This is a genomic window from Polaromonas sp. P4_H1, assembly GCF_056400945.1.
In genome coordinates this window covers 12,035-26,989 of sequence record NZ_JBFUKG010000010.1, presented here as the reverse complement: position 1 = coordinate 26,989, position 14,955 = coordinate 12,035, and the positions used below count along the sequence as shown (strand labels likewise).

Annotated in this window: 17 protein-coding genes and 1 tRNA gene; 7 read left to right on the top strand and 11 right to left on the bottom strand. The window is 62.4% G+C overall.

Features of this window, described 5'->3' with window-relative positions; all coding sequences use genetic code 11:
- The first annotated feature begins 26 nt into the window (after positions 1 to 26).
- Together rsmI and AC1DS5_RS14020 are read left to right on the top strand one after the other, a co-directional pair.
- On the top strand, positions 27 to 866 hold the full coding sequence (gene rsmI, locus AC1DS5_RS14025; RefSeq protein ID WP_477718874.1) for a 16S rRNA (cytidine(1402)-2'-O)-methyltransferase: 840 nt from the start codon (positions 27 to 29) through the stop codon (positions 864 to 866).
- Positions 863 to 2,092 (top strand): multidrug effflux MFS transporter, encoded by a 1,230-nt coding sequence (locus AC1DS5_RS14020; protein ID WP_477718873.1) that lies wholly within the window; start codon positions 863 to 865, stop codon positions 2,090 to 2,092. Before rsmI ends, AC1DS5_RS14020 begins: the two co-directional genes overlap by 4 nt.
- 55 nt (positions 2,093 to 2,147) lie before the next feature.
- Here the strand turns inward: AC1DS5_RS14020 and AC1DS5_RS14015 are convergent, their stop codons facing one another.
- The 3 genes from AC1DS5_RS14015 to AC1DS5_RS14005 form a co-directional block, all read right to left on the bottom strand.
- The gene (locus AC1DS5_RS14015) at positions 2,148 to 2,642 is read right to left on the bottom strand and encodes a hypothetical protein (RefSeq protein ID WP_477718872.1); all 495 of its coding nucleotides are present in this window, start codon (positions 2,640 to 2,642) and stop codon (positions 2,148 to 2,150) included.
- Between the two features lie 293 nt (positions 2,643 to 2,935).
- Positions 2,936 to 3,388 (bottom strand): Lrp/AsnC family transcriptional regulator, encoded by a 453-nt coding sequence (locus tag AC1DS5_RS14010; RefSeq protein ID WP_477718871.1) that lies wholly within the window; start codon positions 3,386 to 3,388, stop codon positions 2,936 to 2,938.
- Positions 3,389 to 3,506: 118 nt separating this feature from the next.
- Entirely contained in the window at positions 3,507 to 3,992 is a 486-nt protein-coding gene (locus tag AC1DS5_RS14005) for a hypothetical protein (RefSeq protein ID WP_477718870.1), read from the bottom strand.
- A gap of 104 nt (positions 3,993 to 4,096) precedes the next feature.
- Here AC1DS5_RS14005 and AC1DS5_RS14000 point away from each other — a divergent pair, with 104 nt between their 5' ends.
- Positions 4,097 to 4,801 (top strand): TetR/AcrR family transcriptional regulator, encoded by a 705-nt coding sequence (locus tag AC1DS5_RS14000; protein ID WP_477718869.1) that lies wholly within the window; start codon positions 4,097 to 4,099, stop codon positions 4,799 to 4,801.
- A gap of 216 nt (positions 4,802 to 5,017) precedes the next feature.
- Here AC1DS5_RS14000 and AC1DS5_RS13995 read toward each other — a convergent pair.
- A tRNA-Arg gene (locus AC1DS5_RS13995) sits at positions 5,018 to 5,093 on the bottom strand.
- 218 nt (positions 5,094 to 5,311) lie between these two features.
- Here AC1DS5_RS13995 and AC1DS5_RS13990 point away from each other — a divergent pair.
- Positions 5,312 to 6,178: a c-type cytochrome gene (locus AC1DS5_RS13990; protein WP_477718868.1), complete on the top strand. Its 867-nt coding sequence runs from the start codon at positions 5,312 to 5,314 to the stop codon at positions 6,176 to 6,178.
- 105 nt (positions 6,179 to 6,283) lie between these two features.
- On the opposite strand, the gene AC1DS5_RS13985 is transcribed toward AC1DS5_RS13990, so the two are convergent.
- The 4 genes from AC1DS5_RS13985 to AC1DS5_RS13970 all read right to left on the bottom strand — a co-directional run bounded on the left by AC1DS5_RS13985 (position 6,284) and on the right by AC1DS5_RS13970 (position 9,516).
- Positions 6,284 to 6,841, bottom strand: a complete 558-nt coding sequence (locus tag AC1DS5_RS13985) for a DUF2946 family protein (protein WP_477718867.1) — start codon at positions 6,839 to 6,841, stop codon at positions 6,284 to 6,286.
- A gap of 57 nt (positions 6,842 to 6,898) precedes the next feature.
- A complete protein-coding gene (locus AC1DS5_RS13980) occupies positions 6,899 to 7,789 on the bottom strand; it encodes a YheT family hydrolase (RefSeq protein ID WP_477719046.1) in 891 nt (296 codons plus the stop codon).
- A 385-nt stretch (positions 7,790 to 8,174) separates the two neighbouring features.
- Positions 8,175 to 8,621, bottom strand: coding sequence for a YybH family protein (locus AC1DS5_RS13975; RefSeq protein WP_477718866.1), 447 nt, complete (start codon positions 8,619 to 8,621; stop codon positions 8,175 to 8,177).
- 4 nt (positions 8,622 to 8,625) lie between these two features.
- Positions 8,626 to 9,516, bottom strand: a complete 891-nt coding sequence (locus AC1DS5_RS13970; RefSeq protein WP_477718865.1) for a hypothetical protein — start codon at positions 9,514 to 9,516, stop codon at positions 8,626 to 8,628.
- Positions 9,517 to 9,559: 43 nt separating this feature from the next.
- Here AC1DS5_RS13970 and AC1DS5_RS13965 point away from each other — a divergent pair, with 43 nt between their 5' ends.
- The 3 genes from AC1DS5_RS13965 (at position 9,560) to AC1DS5_RS13955 (ending at position 11,667) form a co-directional block, all read left to right on the top strand.
- Positions 9,560 to 10,165, top strand: a complete 606-nt coding sequence (locus AC1DS5_RS13965) for a LemA family protein (protein WP_477718864.1) — start codon at positions 9,560 to 9,562, stop codon at positions 10,163 to 10,165.
- 64 nt (positions 10,166 to 10,229) lie between these two features.
- A complete protein-coding gene (locus tag AC1DS5_RS13960) occupies positions 10,230 to 11,120 on the top strand; it encodes a TPM domain-containing protein (RefSeq protein WP_477718863.1) in 891 nt (296 codons plus the stop codon).
- Between the two features lie 4 nt (positions 11,121 to 11,124).
- Positions 11,125 to 11,667 (top strand): TPM domain-containing protein, encoded by a 543-nt coding sequence (locus tag AC1DS5_RS13955; RefSeq protein WP_477718862.1) that lies wholly within the window; start codon positions 11,125 to 11,127, stop codon positions 11,665 to 11,667.
- A gap of 539 nt (positions 11,668 to 12,206) precedes the next feature.
- Here the strand turns inward: AC1DS5_RS13955 and AC1DS5_RS13950 are convergent.
- Genes AC1DS5_RS13950 through atpG form a run of 3 tightly spaced genes read right to left on the bottom strand, consistent with a single transcriptional unit; the run spans position 12,207 to position 14,955 of the window.
- A complete protein-coding gene (locus AC1DS5_RS13950; RefSeq protein ID WP_477718861.1) occupies positions 12,207 to 12,623 on the bottom strand; it encodes a F0F1 ATP synthase subunit epsilon in 417 nt (138 codons plus the stop codon).
- A 12-nt stretch (positions 12,624 to 12,635) separates the two neighbouring features.
- On the bottom strand, positions 12,636 to 14,039 hold the full coding sequence (atpD, locus tag AC1DS5_RS13945) for a F0F1 ATP synthase subunit beta (protein ID WP_011481299.1): 1,404 nt from the start codon (positions 14,037 to 14,039) through the stop codon (positions 12,636 to 12,638).
- 49 nt (positions 14,040 to 14,088) lie between these two features.
- Positions 14,089 to 14,955 carry a F0F1 ATP synthase subunit gamma gene (gene atpG, locus AC1DS5_RS13940; protein WP_477718860.1) on the bottom strand — a complete coding sequence of 289 codons (867 nt, stop codon included), beginning with the start codon at positions 14,953 to 14,955 and terminating at the stop codon, positions 14,089 to 14,091.

Below are 14,955 nucleotides of genomic sequence, written 5' to 3'. Positions count from 1 at the left end.
TTGCCGCGGCACGCGCTGCAGCAGGTATGCAGCATTATCCGGAAGCCATGCTGTATGTCGTTGCCACGCCGATTGGCAACCTGGCCGACATCAGCCTGCGCGCGCTGCACGTGCTGCAACTGGTAGACGCCATCGCCTGCGAGGACACGCGCCACACGCAGACCCTGCTGCGCCAATATGGCATAGAAAAACCCCTGCTGGCCGTGCACGAGCACAACGAAGCGCAAGCCGCGGGCCTCGTGATTGAACGCCTGCAGCGCGGCGAACGCGTGGCTTATGTCAGCGATGCAGGCACACCGGCCGTGAGCGACCCTGGTGCGCGCCTTGTTGCCGCCGTCCGGGCCGCAGGCCTGAAGGTCATGCCCCTGCCCGGCGCGAGCAGCGTCACCACGGCACTGAGCGTGGCGGGCCTCACGGGCGACTCGGGCTTTGTGTTTGCCGGTTTTTTGCCGAGCAAGGCCGGCGAGCGCGATCAGGCAGTTGCGGCACTGCAATCCGATACCCGGGCCACCGTGATTCTGGAAGCACCGCATCGCATCGAAGCGCTGGCGCGCGCCCTGGCGGTGCTGCAGGGCCGGCTGGTCACCGTAGGCCGCGAGCTGACCAAGCAGTTTGAGGAAATTGCGACAGTGCCTGCACAGGAGCTGGCCGCTTGGCTCGCCGCCTCTCCCCAGCGCACGCGCGGTGAGTTTGCGCTGGTGCTGCATGCAGCTGCCGCTCAGGAAACCCCTGAAGACAGCACCCGGGTGCTGCAACTGCTGCTGGCCGAGCTGCCGCTGAAAACCGCCGTCAAGATGGCCGCCGAGATCACCGGCGCGCCGCGCAACGATTTATATGAGGCTGCCTTGAAACTCAAGAAGGCATGAACCCGAACGCCGACCAACTCTGGCGCGCGCCGCGCTGGACGCTGGCCGTCCTGCTGGCCGTCCTCGGCATGCTGGGGCCGTTTTCGATCGACACCTACATTCCGGCGTTCTCGGGCATTGCCACGGCGCTGGGCGCCTCGCCGGTGGAAATGCAGCAAACGCTGTCAGCCTACCTGTTCGGTTTTGCCTTCATGAACCTGTTTCATGGTGCGCTGGCCGACAGCTTTGGCCGCCGGCCGGTGGTGCTGTGGGGAATTGCGGTGTTCACCCTGGCGTCGGCCGGCTGCGCCGTGTCGCAAAGCATTGGCCAGCTGGTGTTGTTCAGGGCGCTGCAGGGCCTCTCCACGGGCGCTGGCATTGTGGTGTCGCGTGCCGTGATACGCGACATGTACCCGCCCGCGCAGGCTCAGCAGGTCATGAGCCAGGTCACCATCTATTTCGGAGTCGCGCCTGCCATTGCGCCCCTTATGGGCGGCTGGCTGTTTGTGCACCTCGGCTGGCACAGCATTTTCTGGTTTCTCACGGGCGTCGGCGCAGTGCTCTGGGCCGCCAACTTCCGGTTTTTGCCGGAAACACTGCGCACCGAAGAGCGCCAGCCGTTTGAAGTCAGGCACCTGATGCGCGGCTACTGGCAGCTGGGCTCCAGTCCGCGCTTTTTGCTGCTGGCGCTGGCCAGCGGCGTGCCCTTCAATGGCATGTTCCTCTATGTTCTGGCGGCCCCGGCGTTTCTGGGCGAGCACCTGTCCCTGCAACCCACCGAATTTTTCTGGTTTTTCATCCTCACCATCTCCGGCATCATGTCGGGCGCCTGGCTGAGCGGCAGGCTGGCCGGGAAGATTGCGCCCAAACGGCAGATACGGCACGGCTTTGTCATCATGCTGGTGACCTCGCTGGCCAACCTGGCCGCCAACCTGCTGTTCGCGCCGCATGTTTCCTGGGCGCTGTTCCCGATCGCCGTGTTTGCCTTTGGCTGGGCGCTGATGGTGCCGGTCGTCACGCTGCTGGTGCTGGACCTGTACCCCGAGCGGCGCGGCATGGCCTCATCCCTGCAAGCCTTCATTGGTTCAACGGCCAACGGCCTGGTGGCGGGCCTGATTGCGCCGCTGGTCATGCACTCCACGCCTGCGCTGGCCGCGGTTTCGCTGGGCATGATGTGCATCGGGCTGGTGTCCTGGGTATACCTGCACCGCCGCTGGCCGGACATCGGCCGTGCGGTGTCCCTATAACCCGTGCTTCCGTGTTTCCGTATTTGCTGCCCGCCGCTGCGGGGAACGGCACGGATCAGTTGTTGTCGTTCATCCTGATCGGGATTTCCATTCCCTGCGAGGTGCGCCGAACCACATTGCCGGCATCCAGGTAGACCCAGAAGTACTTGCTGGCGTCCAGATCCAGCCAGCGGTAAGTCAGGATATCGCCCTGCCAGGAGCCCACGCGATCCACCGTGGCGGGCCGGCCAAACTCGCGCTCCACGTCCTCGCGCCGCCACTTGCCCACTTCAATTTTTGAGAACTCATCAAGAGTCAGGACTTGCCGCGCCGCAACAAGCCTGCCTGCAGCATCCAGGTCCACCATCACGGCGGTCTGCCCCGCCGGCTGCGCAGAATATTGCAGCCGCGTCCCCGTTCCCAGCGGCAGCACGCGCGACGGCGTTCCGTAATGGGCAATGACCTCGTCGCGCGACATGCCCGGTCGCACCGCCGTGACGGCGCAACCGGCCATGAGCAGGACGGCAAGAACGGCAAGAACAACACGGGAAACAGTTTTAACGGCCTTCATGGGAAACTCCTTTTTATTGAACTCCAGATAAGACCCCGACCGCAGGTCAATGGTTCAAGTGGTTGAATTGAGGTGGGGTACGGTCTGGCCAAACCCTGAAGCCAGCCTTTGACCTTAACCTTGGCTTTTGGTCCTTGATCTCCCGCCCGGGGTGCTCGCTTCAGAACCGTCATTACACCCCAATCTTTCCCTGGCGCCGTCAGGCTTGGGAGTCGTCGGTGAACTGGACACAAGCGATTCCAAGATGCGGCTTCGGTTGGTCCGACGGTCCTGATCAGCGGGATACGTGCTCGTTAAATTATCGGCAAGTCTGCCTTTTTCAGGGTGCGCAACACAAAGCTGGACTTGCTGTGCCTGACGCCCTTGATCTTGTAGAGCTTCTCGCGCAGCAGCCTTTCGTAATCCTTGGTGTCCTTGACCGCGATGCGCAACAAATAGTCGTATTCGCCTGACACCAGATACGCTTCGATGACCTCGGGAATGCTCGCCAGGGTTTCGCCGAACTTTTCCAGCGTATTGTCTGAATGACTGTCCAGCGTGACCTGCACCATCACGGTCTCACCCAGGCCCAGGGCCTCGGCATTGAGGTTGACGGTGTAACGCTCGATGACGCCCGTGTCTTCCAACCTCTTCATCCTTGTCCAGCAAGGCGTGCTGCTCAGCCCCACCGCCTGGCTGATTTCCTGAAGGCTGGCGCGGCCATTGCGCTGGAGTTCAGCAAGAATTTTCCGGTCTATTTTGTCCATGCAGGAAGATTATCTGCAGATTCTGAAAATAACCACTACCTTTTCGCCCAACCGCATTGGATCGCTCAATTCAGAGAAGCTTTTATCTGGCCGCTGGCGCACACGCTTTGCAAAGTCTTTAACGTCCGAGCGCTTCGGCATTGCGGATCGCGGTTACCTTGACGACTCGAACTACTGGACGCCCGTTGACCAACACAGGACGATGGTGGTCATCAGCCAGGAGTACGCCGATTTCGTGAACGCCGGCCGCTGTCGGGCAATGACCGAAGCGAGCTTTGATGATGTCACCACCGGTGTCGCTGTTCATGCTGTTGTACGGGCGGCCGGGAATGTTGCAACTGTCGCCGGCCGGATCGATTTTCATGTGGATGTGACCGCATCGCGGTGTATCTCCGCACTGGCCCGCAGCGCGGAGCAGGAAATTGCTGCGAACCACGACGCCCACCGCAGCTTCAGCATCGCTACCCAAGGGAATGATTGCGCCTTCAGGCGGCCATACGATCTCGAGGGTCGGCGCGTCTTGCGCTGAGATAAAGGTGCTCATGGCAATCAATGAGATCGCAAGCAGCGAGCGGGAGACGGCGGCGCCGATGTTCAAGTTCATGTTGTTTCCTGGTTGAGGTACGTTTATGTAATCACTGAATACATTGAGCTGCGATTCTAACCCTAAAATAAGCGGCGATTACATTGACTTGGACCGACCCCAGAATGACGCCTCCCGCTCCCTCCCAAAATGGCGACCCCGTTTCCCGTGGCAGCTATCACCATGGCAGCCTGCGCGAAGCATTGGTGGCAGCCGCACTGGAACTCATCGAGGCGCACGGCGTGGAGAACCTGAGCGTGCGCGAAGCCGCGAAGAAGGCCGGCGTCTCTCCCGGCGCCCCGTTTCGCCACTTTCCTACCAAGGCTGCATTGCTGACCGCCGTTGCAGAGCAAGCCACGGAGCGTCTTCACGCGCAGGTGGAATTGGGCATTGCCAATAGCGCGGGCAAGCCTGCACTGCTGCGTTTCGCAGCCATTGGAGAGGCCTATCTGGAATGGGCCGCGCGTCATCCTACGCATTTCCAGGTCGTGAGTCAGCGCCATCTGCTCGATGCCGATGCTCCCGCGCGTCTGGCCTTGCACAACGACGCGATCCGCGCCCGTATGCAGGCATTGCTGGAGGAGGCGTTCGAGGACACGCCCAGCGCGCTCGCGCGGCTACCAGCGCTGCAATTACTCGGCCGAGCGCTCGTCTACGGACTTTCACGCATGGGCGTTGACGGACATTTTCCGGAGTGGGACCTTCGCCACGCTTCTGCGCCGGTGGCCGTCCGCGATGCATTTGTGCTTTTCATTGAACTACTGGCGGTCGGACGTGACGCGCAAACGAGTGAGGCTGTGACCCAATGGGCGAAGGGACTACCTGCTTGATGCCGATGTCCCCGTCAATGGATTATTCAAGGCCGACTCGATTTCTGACGACTTCGCCCGCAATGCAATGAAAGCATTTAGCAGCGTCGCAATTGCATCTGAGGCTATGGCGCGGGCGATCGCGTACGCCACATTGAATAGCCCGCCGAGGTAGGCGCTTTGATGCACCTGAAGAACCATACATATCAATATCTTACGTAGGTTCAAAAGGGGTTTTGGTGCGGCTGGCGGGGATCGAACCCACGACCCTTGGCTTCGGAGGCCAATACTCTATCCACTGAGCTACAGCCGCAACGCTGGAGAATGACGAGAACCAGGGGTTCACGACATTTGCGAACCCTGGAATCTCTGCGCTGTGCGCATGATTCCCGCCGCACAGTGCACCTGATTCTATCAGCGATGCACCGCCGGTCCGGGATTTAGAGCACCCCCGGCTATAATGCGAGGTTGCTGAGCAGACGCCTTCATCAGCCCGCGATAGCCCCCGATTTTTAGTTTTTTGAGGACGCCATGAGCGCTAACGATCACACTACGGCCCACGAAGAAGCCCACACCGGTCCGATCAAAACCCCACAGCAACTGCTGGCGGCGGTTTTTTTCTCTTTCGTTGTTCCCATTTTTGCCATCATCGGGCTGGTTTACTACGTGACCTCCGCCAACAAGCCGTTGGCCGGCGCGGTCGATGTCGAAAAAGCCGTTGCGCAGCGCATCCAGAAAGTTGGCACGGTTGAAATCCGTGATGCCAACCGCCCCCTCAAGTCCGGCGAAGAAGTCTACAAGGCGCAATGTGTCGCTTGCCACGCCGCGGGTGCGGCCGGGGCTCCCAAGTTTGGCGACGCGGCTGCCTGGGCACCGCGCATCCAAAGTGGTTTTGCAGCGCTCTGGAATTCTGCCCTCAAAGGCAAAGGCGCCATGGGCGCACAGGGCGGTGGCGACTTCGAAGACGTCGAAGTTGGCCGTGCCGTGGTGTACATGACAGCTGCCGCCGGCGGCAAATTTGCAGAACCCGCCGCCCCTGCGGCAGCAGCCCCCGCATCAACCGCGGAAGCTGCAGCGGCCCCACCGGCTTCCGTGGTGGCAGCCCTGGCAGCCGCCAACAAACCCGCGCAGGCGGCTGCTGGCAACGCACCGGCTGCAGCGGGCGCCGGCGAAGCGCTGTACAAGCAGGCTTGCGTGGCCTGCCATGCCGCAGGTGTGGCCAACGCGCCGAAATTCGGCGACAAGGCAGCCTGGGCACCCCGCATCAAGACCGGCCTGGACGCCCTGACGGCCAGCGCCATCAAGGGCAAGGGTGCCATGCCTCCCAAAGGCGGATCCACCGCCGCTGACGCCGACATCCGCTCGGCGGTTGAATACATGGTCAACGCCGCCAAGTAGCCCGCACAACAGCGCTGTTGCTACCCCATCAAAAAGCCGGTCACTGACCGGCTTTTTTATTTATGGGAAAAGAGGGTGGCAGCCGTATGGAGCATGCACCGCCAGCTACTTTTTTTGCAGCAACTGCGGACTGCGTACATAGCCGAACCGCACCGGCAAGTCGTGCGTGGGCAGCTCCTCGGGTACCCACAGGCCCTGCTCCACCGCATCGGCTGCGCAAGCCATGTCCTGCGTATGGACCAGGCCGAAGCCCAGATCAGTTTCGAGATACAAGCGGCCATGCTCGTCCACGATACAGCGCTGGACCCGGGCCGGCTGGCCGGTGTGCGCCGTGACCGCAAAGCCTGGCACCACATCAATGCGCCAGATCAGCGGCGTGGCTTCCAGTTCCACATAGACGCGCTGCGGGCCGTTCTGGAAAAACCACTGGCCGCCGGCATCGCTTTCGTAGTTGCGCTGGATAAAGTCGATGAGCTTGTCGTGCTTGAGCAGCGAGCCTTTGCCGGCCAGGTTACCTGCCGCCCCTGCGGAAGCAAAAGGACCGGCGGCCTGGGCCTTGTCGTCGCGCATGTACCAGTTGCCACGCGCATCCAGCCCAAGCCAGCCGTAGCAGTTGGGAACGTTGGGCCATTTGGCGATAGCCTGGCGAACAATGTCATCCATACGGCTATTTTGCGCTGTGCCAGCCTGCTTTGCCCATACCGCTTGATGCGCGCAGGGTTAAAGCTGCGTGGCCAGAAAGGCGGCAACCGCTTCCGGCATGACGCGCACATGCCCGGGAAAGGGCGCCGAAGGGAAGCCCACATGGCCGCCCTCGGCAGGACGCCAGAGGGTGACATGACTGCTCACCTCCGCGGCCTGGGGCAGGCTGCTGACAGGAATAAACGGGTCGTTCAGCGCATTCAGGACCAGCGCCGGCACGCCTATCTTGTACAGATGCGGCTTGGCCGAGGCCCGCGTCCAATAGTCTTCCGTGTTCCTGAACCCATGGAGCGGCGCGGTGAACACATTGTCAAAGGCATACAGGTCACGGGCCGCCAGCAATTTCTGGCGATCGAAGAGCCCAGGGTGCTGCTCCAGCTTTTGAAGTGCCTTGGGTATCATGGTTTTGAGGAACATGCGGGTGTACACCTGACGATTGAACCCCCGGCCTATGGCCCAGCCGCTGGCCGCCAGATCCAGCGGCGAGCAGACGGAGGCAATGCCCGCGACGACTTGCCGGGCCTCGGCACCCCACTCGCCAGCCCAGCGCATCAGGGCATTGCCGCCCAGCGAGATGCCCACGGCCATGACCGGCCCGGCGTGCTGCGCGGCAAAGCGCCTGAGTATCCAGTCGATCTCGGCGAAATCGCCCGAGTGGTAGGCGCGCGGCGCCAGGTTGAGCTCGCCCGAGCAACCGCGGAAATGCGGCACGGCGCAGGCCCAGCCGTGGCTGCGGGCCACATCGGCAAAGGCCTCGGCATAGTGGCTGGCCGAAGAGCCCTCGAGGCCATGAAACACGACCAGCAATGGAGCCCCCACGTTCTTCACTGCGTGTAATTCGCGAGGCCTTGCAGGCCGCGGCTCGCCAGACGCTTCGCCTCTGTCGCCTGTCCAAACCTGCTCAAGCAGGCTTGGAGCCGCAGGCTCCAGCCCCTCGGGGGCTAATTTTCCTTGGGGCGGCCCGGCGGCAAATTGTGCGGCTCCTGCACTCACCGCTTCTTGCACCGGGATGCTTGCGCTCGCTGGTATCGGCGGGGACGGCCACAGCGCCGGGCCGACCCCATCAGGGCCAGTGCCCTCGGAGAGCAGCAAACCACCCACAGCGGGGAGCGTGGGGGCGTTACTCACCAGCCAGTCCACATCCACAAAATCGTCATCAGGCGTGGTCCAGCGCTCGCGGCGGAACTGCGGCGGCGGTCCCAGGAAGCGGCGGGAATGCACTGCGGCCCAGATGGTCTGGAGATTGCCGCCTGGAAGCCACCAGGGCGCTGAGTAATTCATCGCTGCGGCCCCCTCAATGAAGAACGGGCGGGATGTCAGAGACTTCCTGCATTTCGCGCGGCGTGCCCGGGCTGGCATGGTGAGCAACCAGCCGCCAGCCTTGCGCGGTCTTGTGATACACGTTGGTGGCAATCACATAGGCGTGGCGGGGGCCTTCATTGGTGAGCACATCAATGCGCTCCAGCACACTGTGCACACTGGCGCTCATGGTTTCCAGCTTGCGCACCTTGATGGCGTGAGCCTGAATGCTGCCATTGGAAAACATGGCGTCAAACGTGGCGCGTATGGCGGCGGCACCCACCAGTCGCGCGCCGCCGGGGTGTATGCAAATGATGTCATCCTCATCGCCCCAGCAGGCCATGAGTTTTTCGATGTCGCCGCTTTGCAATGCTTCGTAAAAAGCTGCCTCGATATCGTCGGCGTTGCCGTTGCTGGCGGGCGGGACTTTGGGTTTGGGCATGGAGTCAATCAGACGATGAGCGATGGAGAGCCGGCGTTGAATCCGGTGCTGAGTTCTGCTTGGGATTGTGCCCTGCAGCAAGCCAGGCCTGAACCACGCCCTGCATGCTCCGGGCCTGGCCGGCGCTTTGGCCGGTGCTGCTGCTCTGGCCGGCCTGCCACAGCAGTTCCGGCGCAGCCACATGCGTGCCCGGGGGCAACACCCGCAAGGCAGCATCCACGAACTCGGCCAGCTTGGCCGGGCGCACCGGCTGCTCACTCGCCGGGATCATGTACTTCAGGGTGGAGAGCATCCAGCCCGCAGTCTTCTCCAGCAGACCCGAAACCGCCGGCGCTTCTGCCTTGCGGGCCGAGCGCACCAGCAGCATGCGCTCAAAGCCGAGTGCAGCAACGGCCTGCTCATCGAGATTGGCGAGGCCGCGTTTGAGCGCATCGGGCAGGCGCCCCGACGCGTGCGGCACCACGATCACCAGAGTTTGTACGCCGCAGCGCTTGAGCCAGCGGGCCAGCGCCGGCAACTGCTCGGGGGCTGGCGTCCAGAGCGTGCGTTCACGTCCGTAGTAAAGCCGGGGCGGCTCGAACATGACCAGGCCGGTGTGCGCCGGCTGCGGTCTGGCGGGCCACTGCTCAATCGGCAGGGGAGCGGCCAGCGCAATACCCACTGCAGGCAGGCCGGTGACCATGGCCTCGGAAACGAGCACTTCGGTATGCGCAAAACGGCCACTGCCCACGAGGCGACGCAAGACCTCGCTGCCCAGCACGCCGGCGGCCCCGACCACGAGCAGCCGGGGCCTGGCGGGCTGGGAGGATGCGGGCGGGTGCAGCGATGCCTGTAGCGCCTGCAGCGGGTTGCCCACCGGCAAGGTGTTGCGAGGCGCGAAAGGAGTTGACGACATTCGACTATGTTAGTGTTGCGGCTTGTATTTTGGAGGCCCTTCCATGAAATCCCGTATTTTTAGTTTCACCGGTTGGATGCTGGCGGCCGCACTGAGCGCGCTGCTCACCGGTTGCGGCTACAACGACTTCCAGCGCCTGGATGAGCAGACCAAATCCGCCTGGTCCGAGGTGCTGAACCAGTACCAGCGCCGCGCTGACCTGGTGCCCAATATTGTGGCCACGGTCAAGGGCGAAGCCGCCTTCGAGCAAGACACGCTGACCAAGGTGATAGAAGCGCGGGCCAAGGCCACCTCCATTCAGGTCACACCCGAAACGCTGAACGACCCGGCGGCCTTCAACAAATTCCAGGCAGCGCAAGGCGAACTCGGCAGCGCACTCAGCCGGCTGATGGTGGTCAGCGAGCGCTATCCCGAGCTCAAGGCCAACCAGGGTTTTCGCGATTTGCGGGTACAGCTGGAGGGCACGGAGAACCGCATTACCGTGGCGCGCAATCGCTACATCCAGACTGTGCAGGAGTACAACGTGCTGACACGCAGCTTCCCCAGCAACCTGACGGCCATGGTGTTCAGTTACAACGTCAAACCCAACTTCAACGTGCAGAACGAGGCACAGATTTCCACGCCACCGGTGGTTGACTTCAAGAAATAAGCAGTACCCCGGATTGGCCGTGCGTCGTTTTGCGGGTTTTCCATGTCGGGGCGGCGCCCTTCTGATGCTGGGCGTGCTGCTGGCCGCCTGGCTACCGCTGGCCGCGTGGGCGCAAAGCGTGCAGGCGGTGCCGGCCCTGACGGCCCATGTCATGGACAGCACCGGCACGCTGGATGCGACCCAACGCGCAGCGCTTGAGGCCAAGCTGGCGGCCTTTGAGCAGGCGCGTGGCGCCCAGGTGGTGATGCTGATCGTGCCGACCACCCAGCCCGAAGACATCGCCGCCTACGCCCAGCGGGTGGGTGACACCTGGAAGATCGGGCGCAAGGATGTCGGTGATGGCCTCCTGCTGGTGGTCGCGAAGAACGACCGCAAGGTCCGCATTGAAACCACCAAAGCGCTGGAAGGCGCCATTCCCGATCTGGCGGCGCGCCAGATCATCGAGAGCGCCATTACCCCGCGCTTCAGGCAGGGAGATTTTGCGGGAGGTCTGAGTGCCGCCGCCGACCAGATCATGACGCGCATCAGCAGTGAAAGCCTGCCGACGCCAGAAAGCCGGAGCGCTGGCCGCCCGCAAGACAGCGGCTTTGACTGGATGGATCTGGCCATCTTCCTGTTTTTTGCGGTGCCCATTGGCGCCCGCATCATCGCCAGTGTGCTGGGCCGCAAGGCCGGCTCGGTGGCCACCGGTGGGGTGGTTGGCGTGCTGGCCTGGATCTTCACCAGCAGCTTGGTTGTCGCCGGCATCGCCGCGCTGGTCGGCCTGGTATTCGCCCTGTTTGCAAGCCTGGGCTCCCTGGGCCGGGGGAGCCGTTCTTCCCGCTGGGGTGGCCCGGGCACCACGGGAGGCTTTGGGGGTGGTGGCGGTGGCAGTTGGGGCGGCAGCAGCGGCGGCGGCTTCAGCAGCGGTGGTGGTGGAGACTTTGGAGGCGGTGGCGCCTCGGGTGACTGGTAAGGCCATGCAGAGCAAGCTCACAACCCTTATCAGGCACCTGTGGCTGGACGCGTCGGACGCCCGGCGTGCCATCCCGCCCGACATGCTGCAGCGCGTGACACAACGGGTGGCCGCCAGCGAGCGCCACCACAGCGGCGAGATTCGCATTTGCGTGGAAGCGTCGCTGCCCCTCAGCTATCTGTGGCGGCTGAACCGACAGCAGCCCATCCGCAGCCTGACGCGGCAGCGAGCGCTCACCCTGTTTGGCAAGCTGCGCGTCTGGGACACCGAACACAATAACGGTGTGCTGATTTATGTCTTGCTGGCCGAGCATGCCATTGAAATCGTGGCAGACCGCGGCGTGGCGCGGCATGTGAGCGCGGCCCAGTGGCAGGAAATGGTGGAGCGCATGGCCCGTGCGTTCCGGGAAAAGCGCTACGAAGACGGGCTGACCCAGGCGCTGGAAGAAACCTCGGCCGTACTGATAGCGCACTTTGCGCTGGATGCCACGCAGAACGGCGCATCCGGCCAAGCGAACGAGCTGCCCGACACTCCCCTGCTGCAGTAAGCTTGCGCCGGGAGCTCAGGACGAACACTGCCACCCCGGTGGGGCGAGCCGTCACCGGACCCGTTCAACCGGAGAACAGCACACCCAGAACAAACAGCGCAGTCAACGCCAGCGCTGCTCGCCGTAACCATATCTTGCGCGAACGCCTTGCCTTGCGCCGGGGTGAAAGCCGTTCTACCCACGCCAGGCTGTCCAATGTACTGTCCATATGTATCACCTCGTCGACAAGTTTGGAGCCCCGTCAGACGATAAGGCGCAGTAGCGTGAGATGTTGTCAGTTTAGGTATCCAGTTGTTACCCGCGCTTGCAAGCGCTGCACAAACGATCATCGCGCAGAACGACATCAGCTCCTGATTTGATAGCACGCCAATCAGAAAAGCAACGGCTGCAGCCGTTTTGTCTTCACGCACTTACGGCCACCAGCGCCTAGGCCAGGTGGCGGGCGGCAGGTGACCATGAAAAAGCCCCTCACCTTGCGGGAGGGGCTCGTACGCTCCATCAAGGGAGCCGGCGCAGCAGGCCAGGCCTGCTCCATGCCTTTACTTCTTCTGGCGGTATTTGCGCAGTGCGGCAATCTGGGCGGCCATGACGGTGAGTTCAGACTGGGCCATGGCGATGTCAATGTCGCTTCTGGCGTTTTTCAGTGCCTCTTCCGCGGCTGCCTTGGCTTCGCTGGCCTTGGTCTCGTCCAGGTCCTTGCCGCGAATGGCGGTGTCGCTCAAGACCGTCACGCAATTGGGCTGCACTTCCAGCAGGCCACCGGCCACAAACACAAACTCTTCCGTGCCATCCTCTTTTTCAATGCGCACGGCACCCGGCTTGATGCGGGTGATCAGCGGCGTGTGGCGCGGGTAAATACCCAGCTCGCCGGCCTCACCGGGTAAAGCCACAAACCTGGCTTCACCGGAGAAGATGGACTCTTCTGCGCTGACGACGTCGACGTGGATGGTAGTCATATGAACCGCCCGTTAAACTTTTTTCGCTTTTTCAAACGCTTCGTCAATGGTGCCGACCATGTAGAAAGCCTGCTCTGGCAGGTGATCGCACTCGCCAGCCACAATCATCTTGAAGCCGCGAATGGTTTCGGCCAGGCTGACGTACTTGCCGGGCGAGCCGGTGAACACTTCAGCCACGTGGAAGGGCTGCGACAGGAAACGCTGGATCTTGCGGGCGCGGGCCACGGCCAGCTTGTCTTCAGGGGCCAGTTCGTCCATGCCCAGAATCGCAATAATGTCGCGCAGTTCCTTGTAACGCTGCAGCGTGCCCTGCACTGCACGGGCAGTGGCGTAGTGATCTTCACCCACCACGTTGGGGTCGAGCTGGCGGCTGGTCGAATCCAGCGGGTCCACGGCGGGGTAGATACCCAGCGAGGCGATGTCACGGCTCAGCACCACGGTGGAGTCCAGGTGGGCAAAGGTCGTGGCAGGCGAGGGGTCGGTCAAGTCATCCGCCGGCACGTAAACGGCCTGGATGGACGTGATGGAACCGACCTTGGTGGAGGTAATACGCTCTTGCAGGCGACCCATTTCCTCGGCCAGCGTTGGCTGGTAGCCCACGGCGGAAGGCATGCGGCCCAGCAGCGCGGACACTTCGGTACCCGCCAGCGTGTAGCGGTAGATGTTGTCCACGAAGAACAGCACGTCGCGGCCTTCGTCACGGAAGGACTCGGCGATCGTCAGGCCGGTCAGCGCCACGCGCAGACGGTTGCCTGGGGGCTCGTTCATCTGGCCGTACACCATGGCCACTTTTGACTCGCCGAGGTTCTCGAGGTTCACCACGCCGGAATCGGCCATCTCGTGGTAGAAGTCGTTGCCTTCACGGGTACGCTCGCCCACACCGGCAAACACGGACAGGCCCGAGTGCGCCTTGGCGATGTTGTTGATCAGTTCCATCATGTTCACGGTCTTGCCGACGCCGGCGCCGCCGAACAGGCCCACCTTGCCGCCCTTGGCGAACGGGCACACCAGGTCAATCACCTTGATGCCGGTTTCCAGCAGTTCCTGCGAGGGGCTCAGTTCATCGTAAGCCGGGGCTTTGCGGTGAATCGGGGCCGTCAGGGTCTGGTCAACCGGACCGCGCTCGTCAATCGGCGCACCCAGCACGTCCATGATGCGGCCAAGCGTGGCCTTGCCCACGGGAACCGTGATGTTGGCGCCGGTGTTGTACACCGTGTTGCCGCGGCGCAGGCCGTCGGACGTGCCCAGCGCAATCGTACGCACAATCCCGTCACCCAGCTGCTGCTGGACTTCCAGCGTCAGCGCGGAGCCTTCCATCTTGAGCGCGTCATAAATCTTGGGCATCTGGTCACGCGCAAACTCCACGTCCACCACCGCACCAATACACTGAACAATCTTGCCTTGAGCCTGAGCCATGATTGAATCCTTTTCCGTTTCTTTAAATCTTTAAATCGGGTGCGGCGGTTTAAACCGCGGCAGCACCGGCAACGATTTCCGAAAGTTCTTTCGTGATCGCCGCTTGACGCGTTTTGTTGTAGATCAGCTTGAGTTCGCCAATGACACTGCCGGCGTTGTCGGTTGCAGCCTTCATGGCCACCATGCGTGCCGACTGCTCGGACGCCATGTTTTCGGCCACGGCCTGGTAAATCAGCGCCTCCACATAGCGGAGCAGCAGGTCGTCAATCACGGTCTGCGCGTCCGGCTCGTAGATATAGTCCCAGCCATGCTGGTCCTTGTCGGCCTGCAGATGAGCCGCCGTCAACGGCAGCAACTGTTCCACCACCGGTTCCTGGCGCATGGTGTTGATGAATTTGGTGTAGCACAGGTACACCGCATTGATCTTGCCTTCGCTGTAGGCGTCGAGCAGCACCTTGACGGGGCCGATCAGTTTCTCGAGGTGCGGCTTGTCACCCAGCTGGGTGGCATGCGACACCACTTTGGCGCCGACCCGATTGAGGAAGCCCAGGCCCTTGTTGCCAATGGCCACGGCCAGCGCATCATGTCCTGCAGCCTGCAGATCCTTGAGCTTGCTGGTGACCGCCCGGAGTACATTGGTGTTCAAACCGCCGCACAGGCCCTTGTCAGTCGTCACCACGATAAACCCGGTGGCCTTGGCGTCATTGGACTCCATGAAGGCATGGGTGTATTCGGGGTTGGCCTGACTCAGGTTGGCTGCGATGTTGCGGATCTTGTCACTGTAAGGACGGGCCGCGCGCATCCGTTCCTGCGCCTTGCGCATTTTGGAGGCCGCCACCATTTCCATGGCTTTGGTGATCTTTTTGGTGTTTTCCACCGATTTGATCTTGCCGCGTATTTCCTTGCCTGCTGCCAT

Excerpts from the sequence above, each read along its gene's own strand:
- rsmI (WP_477718874.1), top strand. The coding sequence starts at position 27 with ATGCAGCATTATCCGGAAGCCATGCTGTATGTCGTTGCCACGCCGATT.
- AC1DS5_RS14020 (WP_477718873.1), top strand. The coding sequence starts at position 863 with ATGAACCCGAACGCCGACCAACTCTGGCGCGCGCCGCGCTGGACGCTG.
- AC1DS5_RS14015 (WP_477718872.1), bottom strand. The coding sequence starts at position 2,642 with ATGAAGGCCGTTAAAACTGTTTCCCGTGTTGTTCTTGCCGTTCTTGCC.
- AC1DS5_RS14010 (WP_477718871.1), bottom strand. The coding sequence starts at position 3,388 with ATGGACAAAATAGACCGGAAAATTCTTGCTGAACTCCAGCGCAATGGC.
- AC1DS5_RS14005 (WP_477718870.1), bottom strand. The coding sequence starts at position 3,992 with ATGAACTTGAACATCGGCGCCGCCGTCTCCCGCTCGCTGCTTGCGATC.
- AC1DS5_RS14000 (WP_477718869.1), top strand. The coding sequence starts at position 4,097 with ATGACGCCTCCCGCTCCCTCCCAAAATGGCGACCCCGTTTCCCGTGGC.
- AC1DS5_RS13990 (WP_477718868.1), top strand. The coding sequence starts at position 5,312 with ATGAGCGCTAACGATCACACTACGGCCCACGAAGAAGCCCACACCGGT.
- AC1DS5_RS13985 (WP_477718867.1), bottom strand. The coding sequence starts at position 6,841 with ATGGATGACATTGTTCGCCAGGCTATCGCCAAATGGCCCAACGTTCCC.
- AC1DS5_RS13975 (WP_477718866.1), bottom strand. The coding sequence starts at position 8,621 with ATGCCCAAACCCAAAGTCCCGCCCGCCAGCAACGGCAACGCCGACGAT.
- AC1DS5_RS13970 (WP_477718865.1), bottom strand. The coding sequence starts at position 9,516 with ATGTCGTCAACTCCTTTCGCGCCTCGCAACACCTTGCCGGTGGGCAAC.
- AC1DS5_RS13965 (WP_477718864.1), top strand. The coding sequence starts at position 9,560 with ATGAAATCCCGTATTTTTAGTTTCACCGGTTGGATGCTGGCGGCCGCA.
- AC1DS5_RS13960 (WP_477718863.1), top strand. The coding sequence starts at position 10,230 with ATGCTGGGCGTGCTGCTGGCCGCCTGGCTACCGCTGGCCGCGTGGGCG.
- AC1DS5_RS13955 (WP_477718862.1), top strand. The coding sequence starts at position 11,125 with ATGCAGAGCAAGCTCACAACCCTTATCAGGCACCTGTGGCTGGACGCG.
- AC1DS5_RS13950 (WP_477718861.1), bottom strand. The coding sequence starts at position 12,623 with ATGACTACCATCCACGTCGACGTCGTCAGCGCAGAAGAGTCCATCTTC.
- atpD (WP_011481299.1), bottom strand. The coding sequence starts at position 14,039 with ATGGCTCAGGCTCAAGGCAAGATTGTTCAGTGTATTGGTGCGGTGGTG.
- atpG (WP_477718860.1), bottom strand. The coding sequence starts at position 14,955 with ATGGCAGCAGGCAAGGAAATACGCGGCAAGATCAAATCGGTGGAAAAC.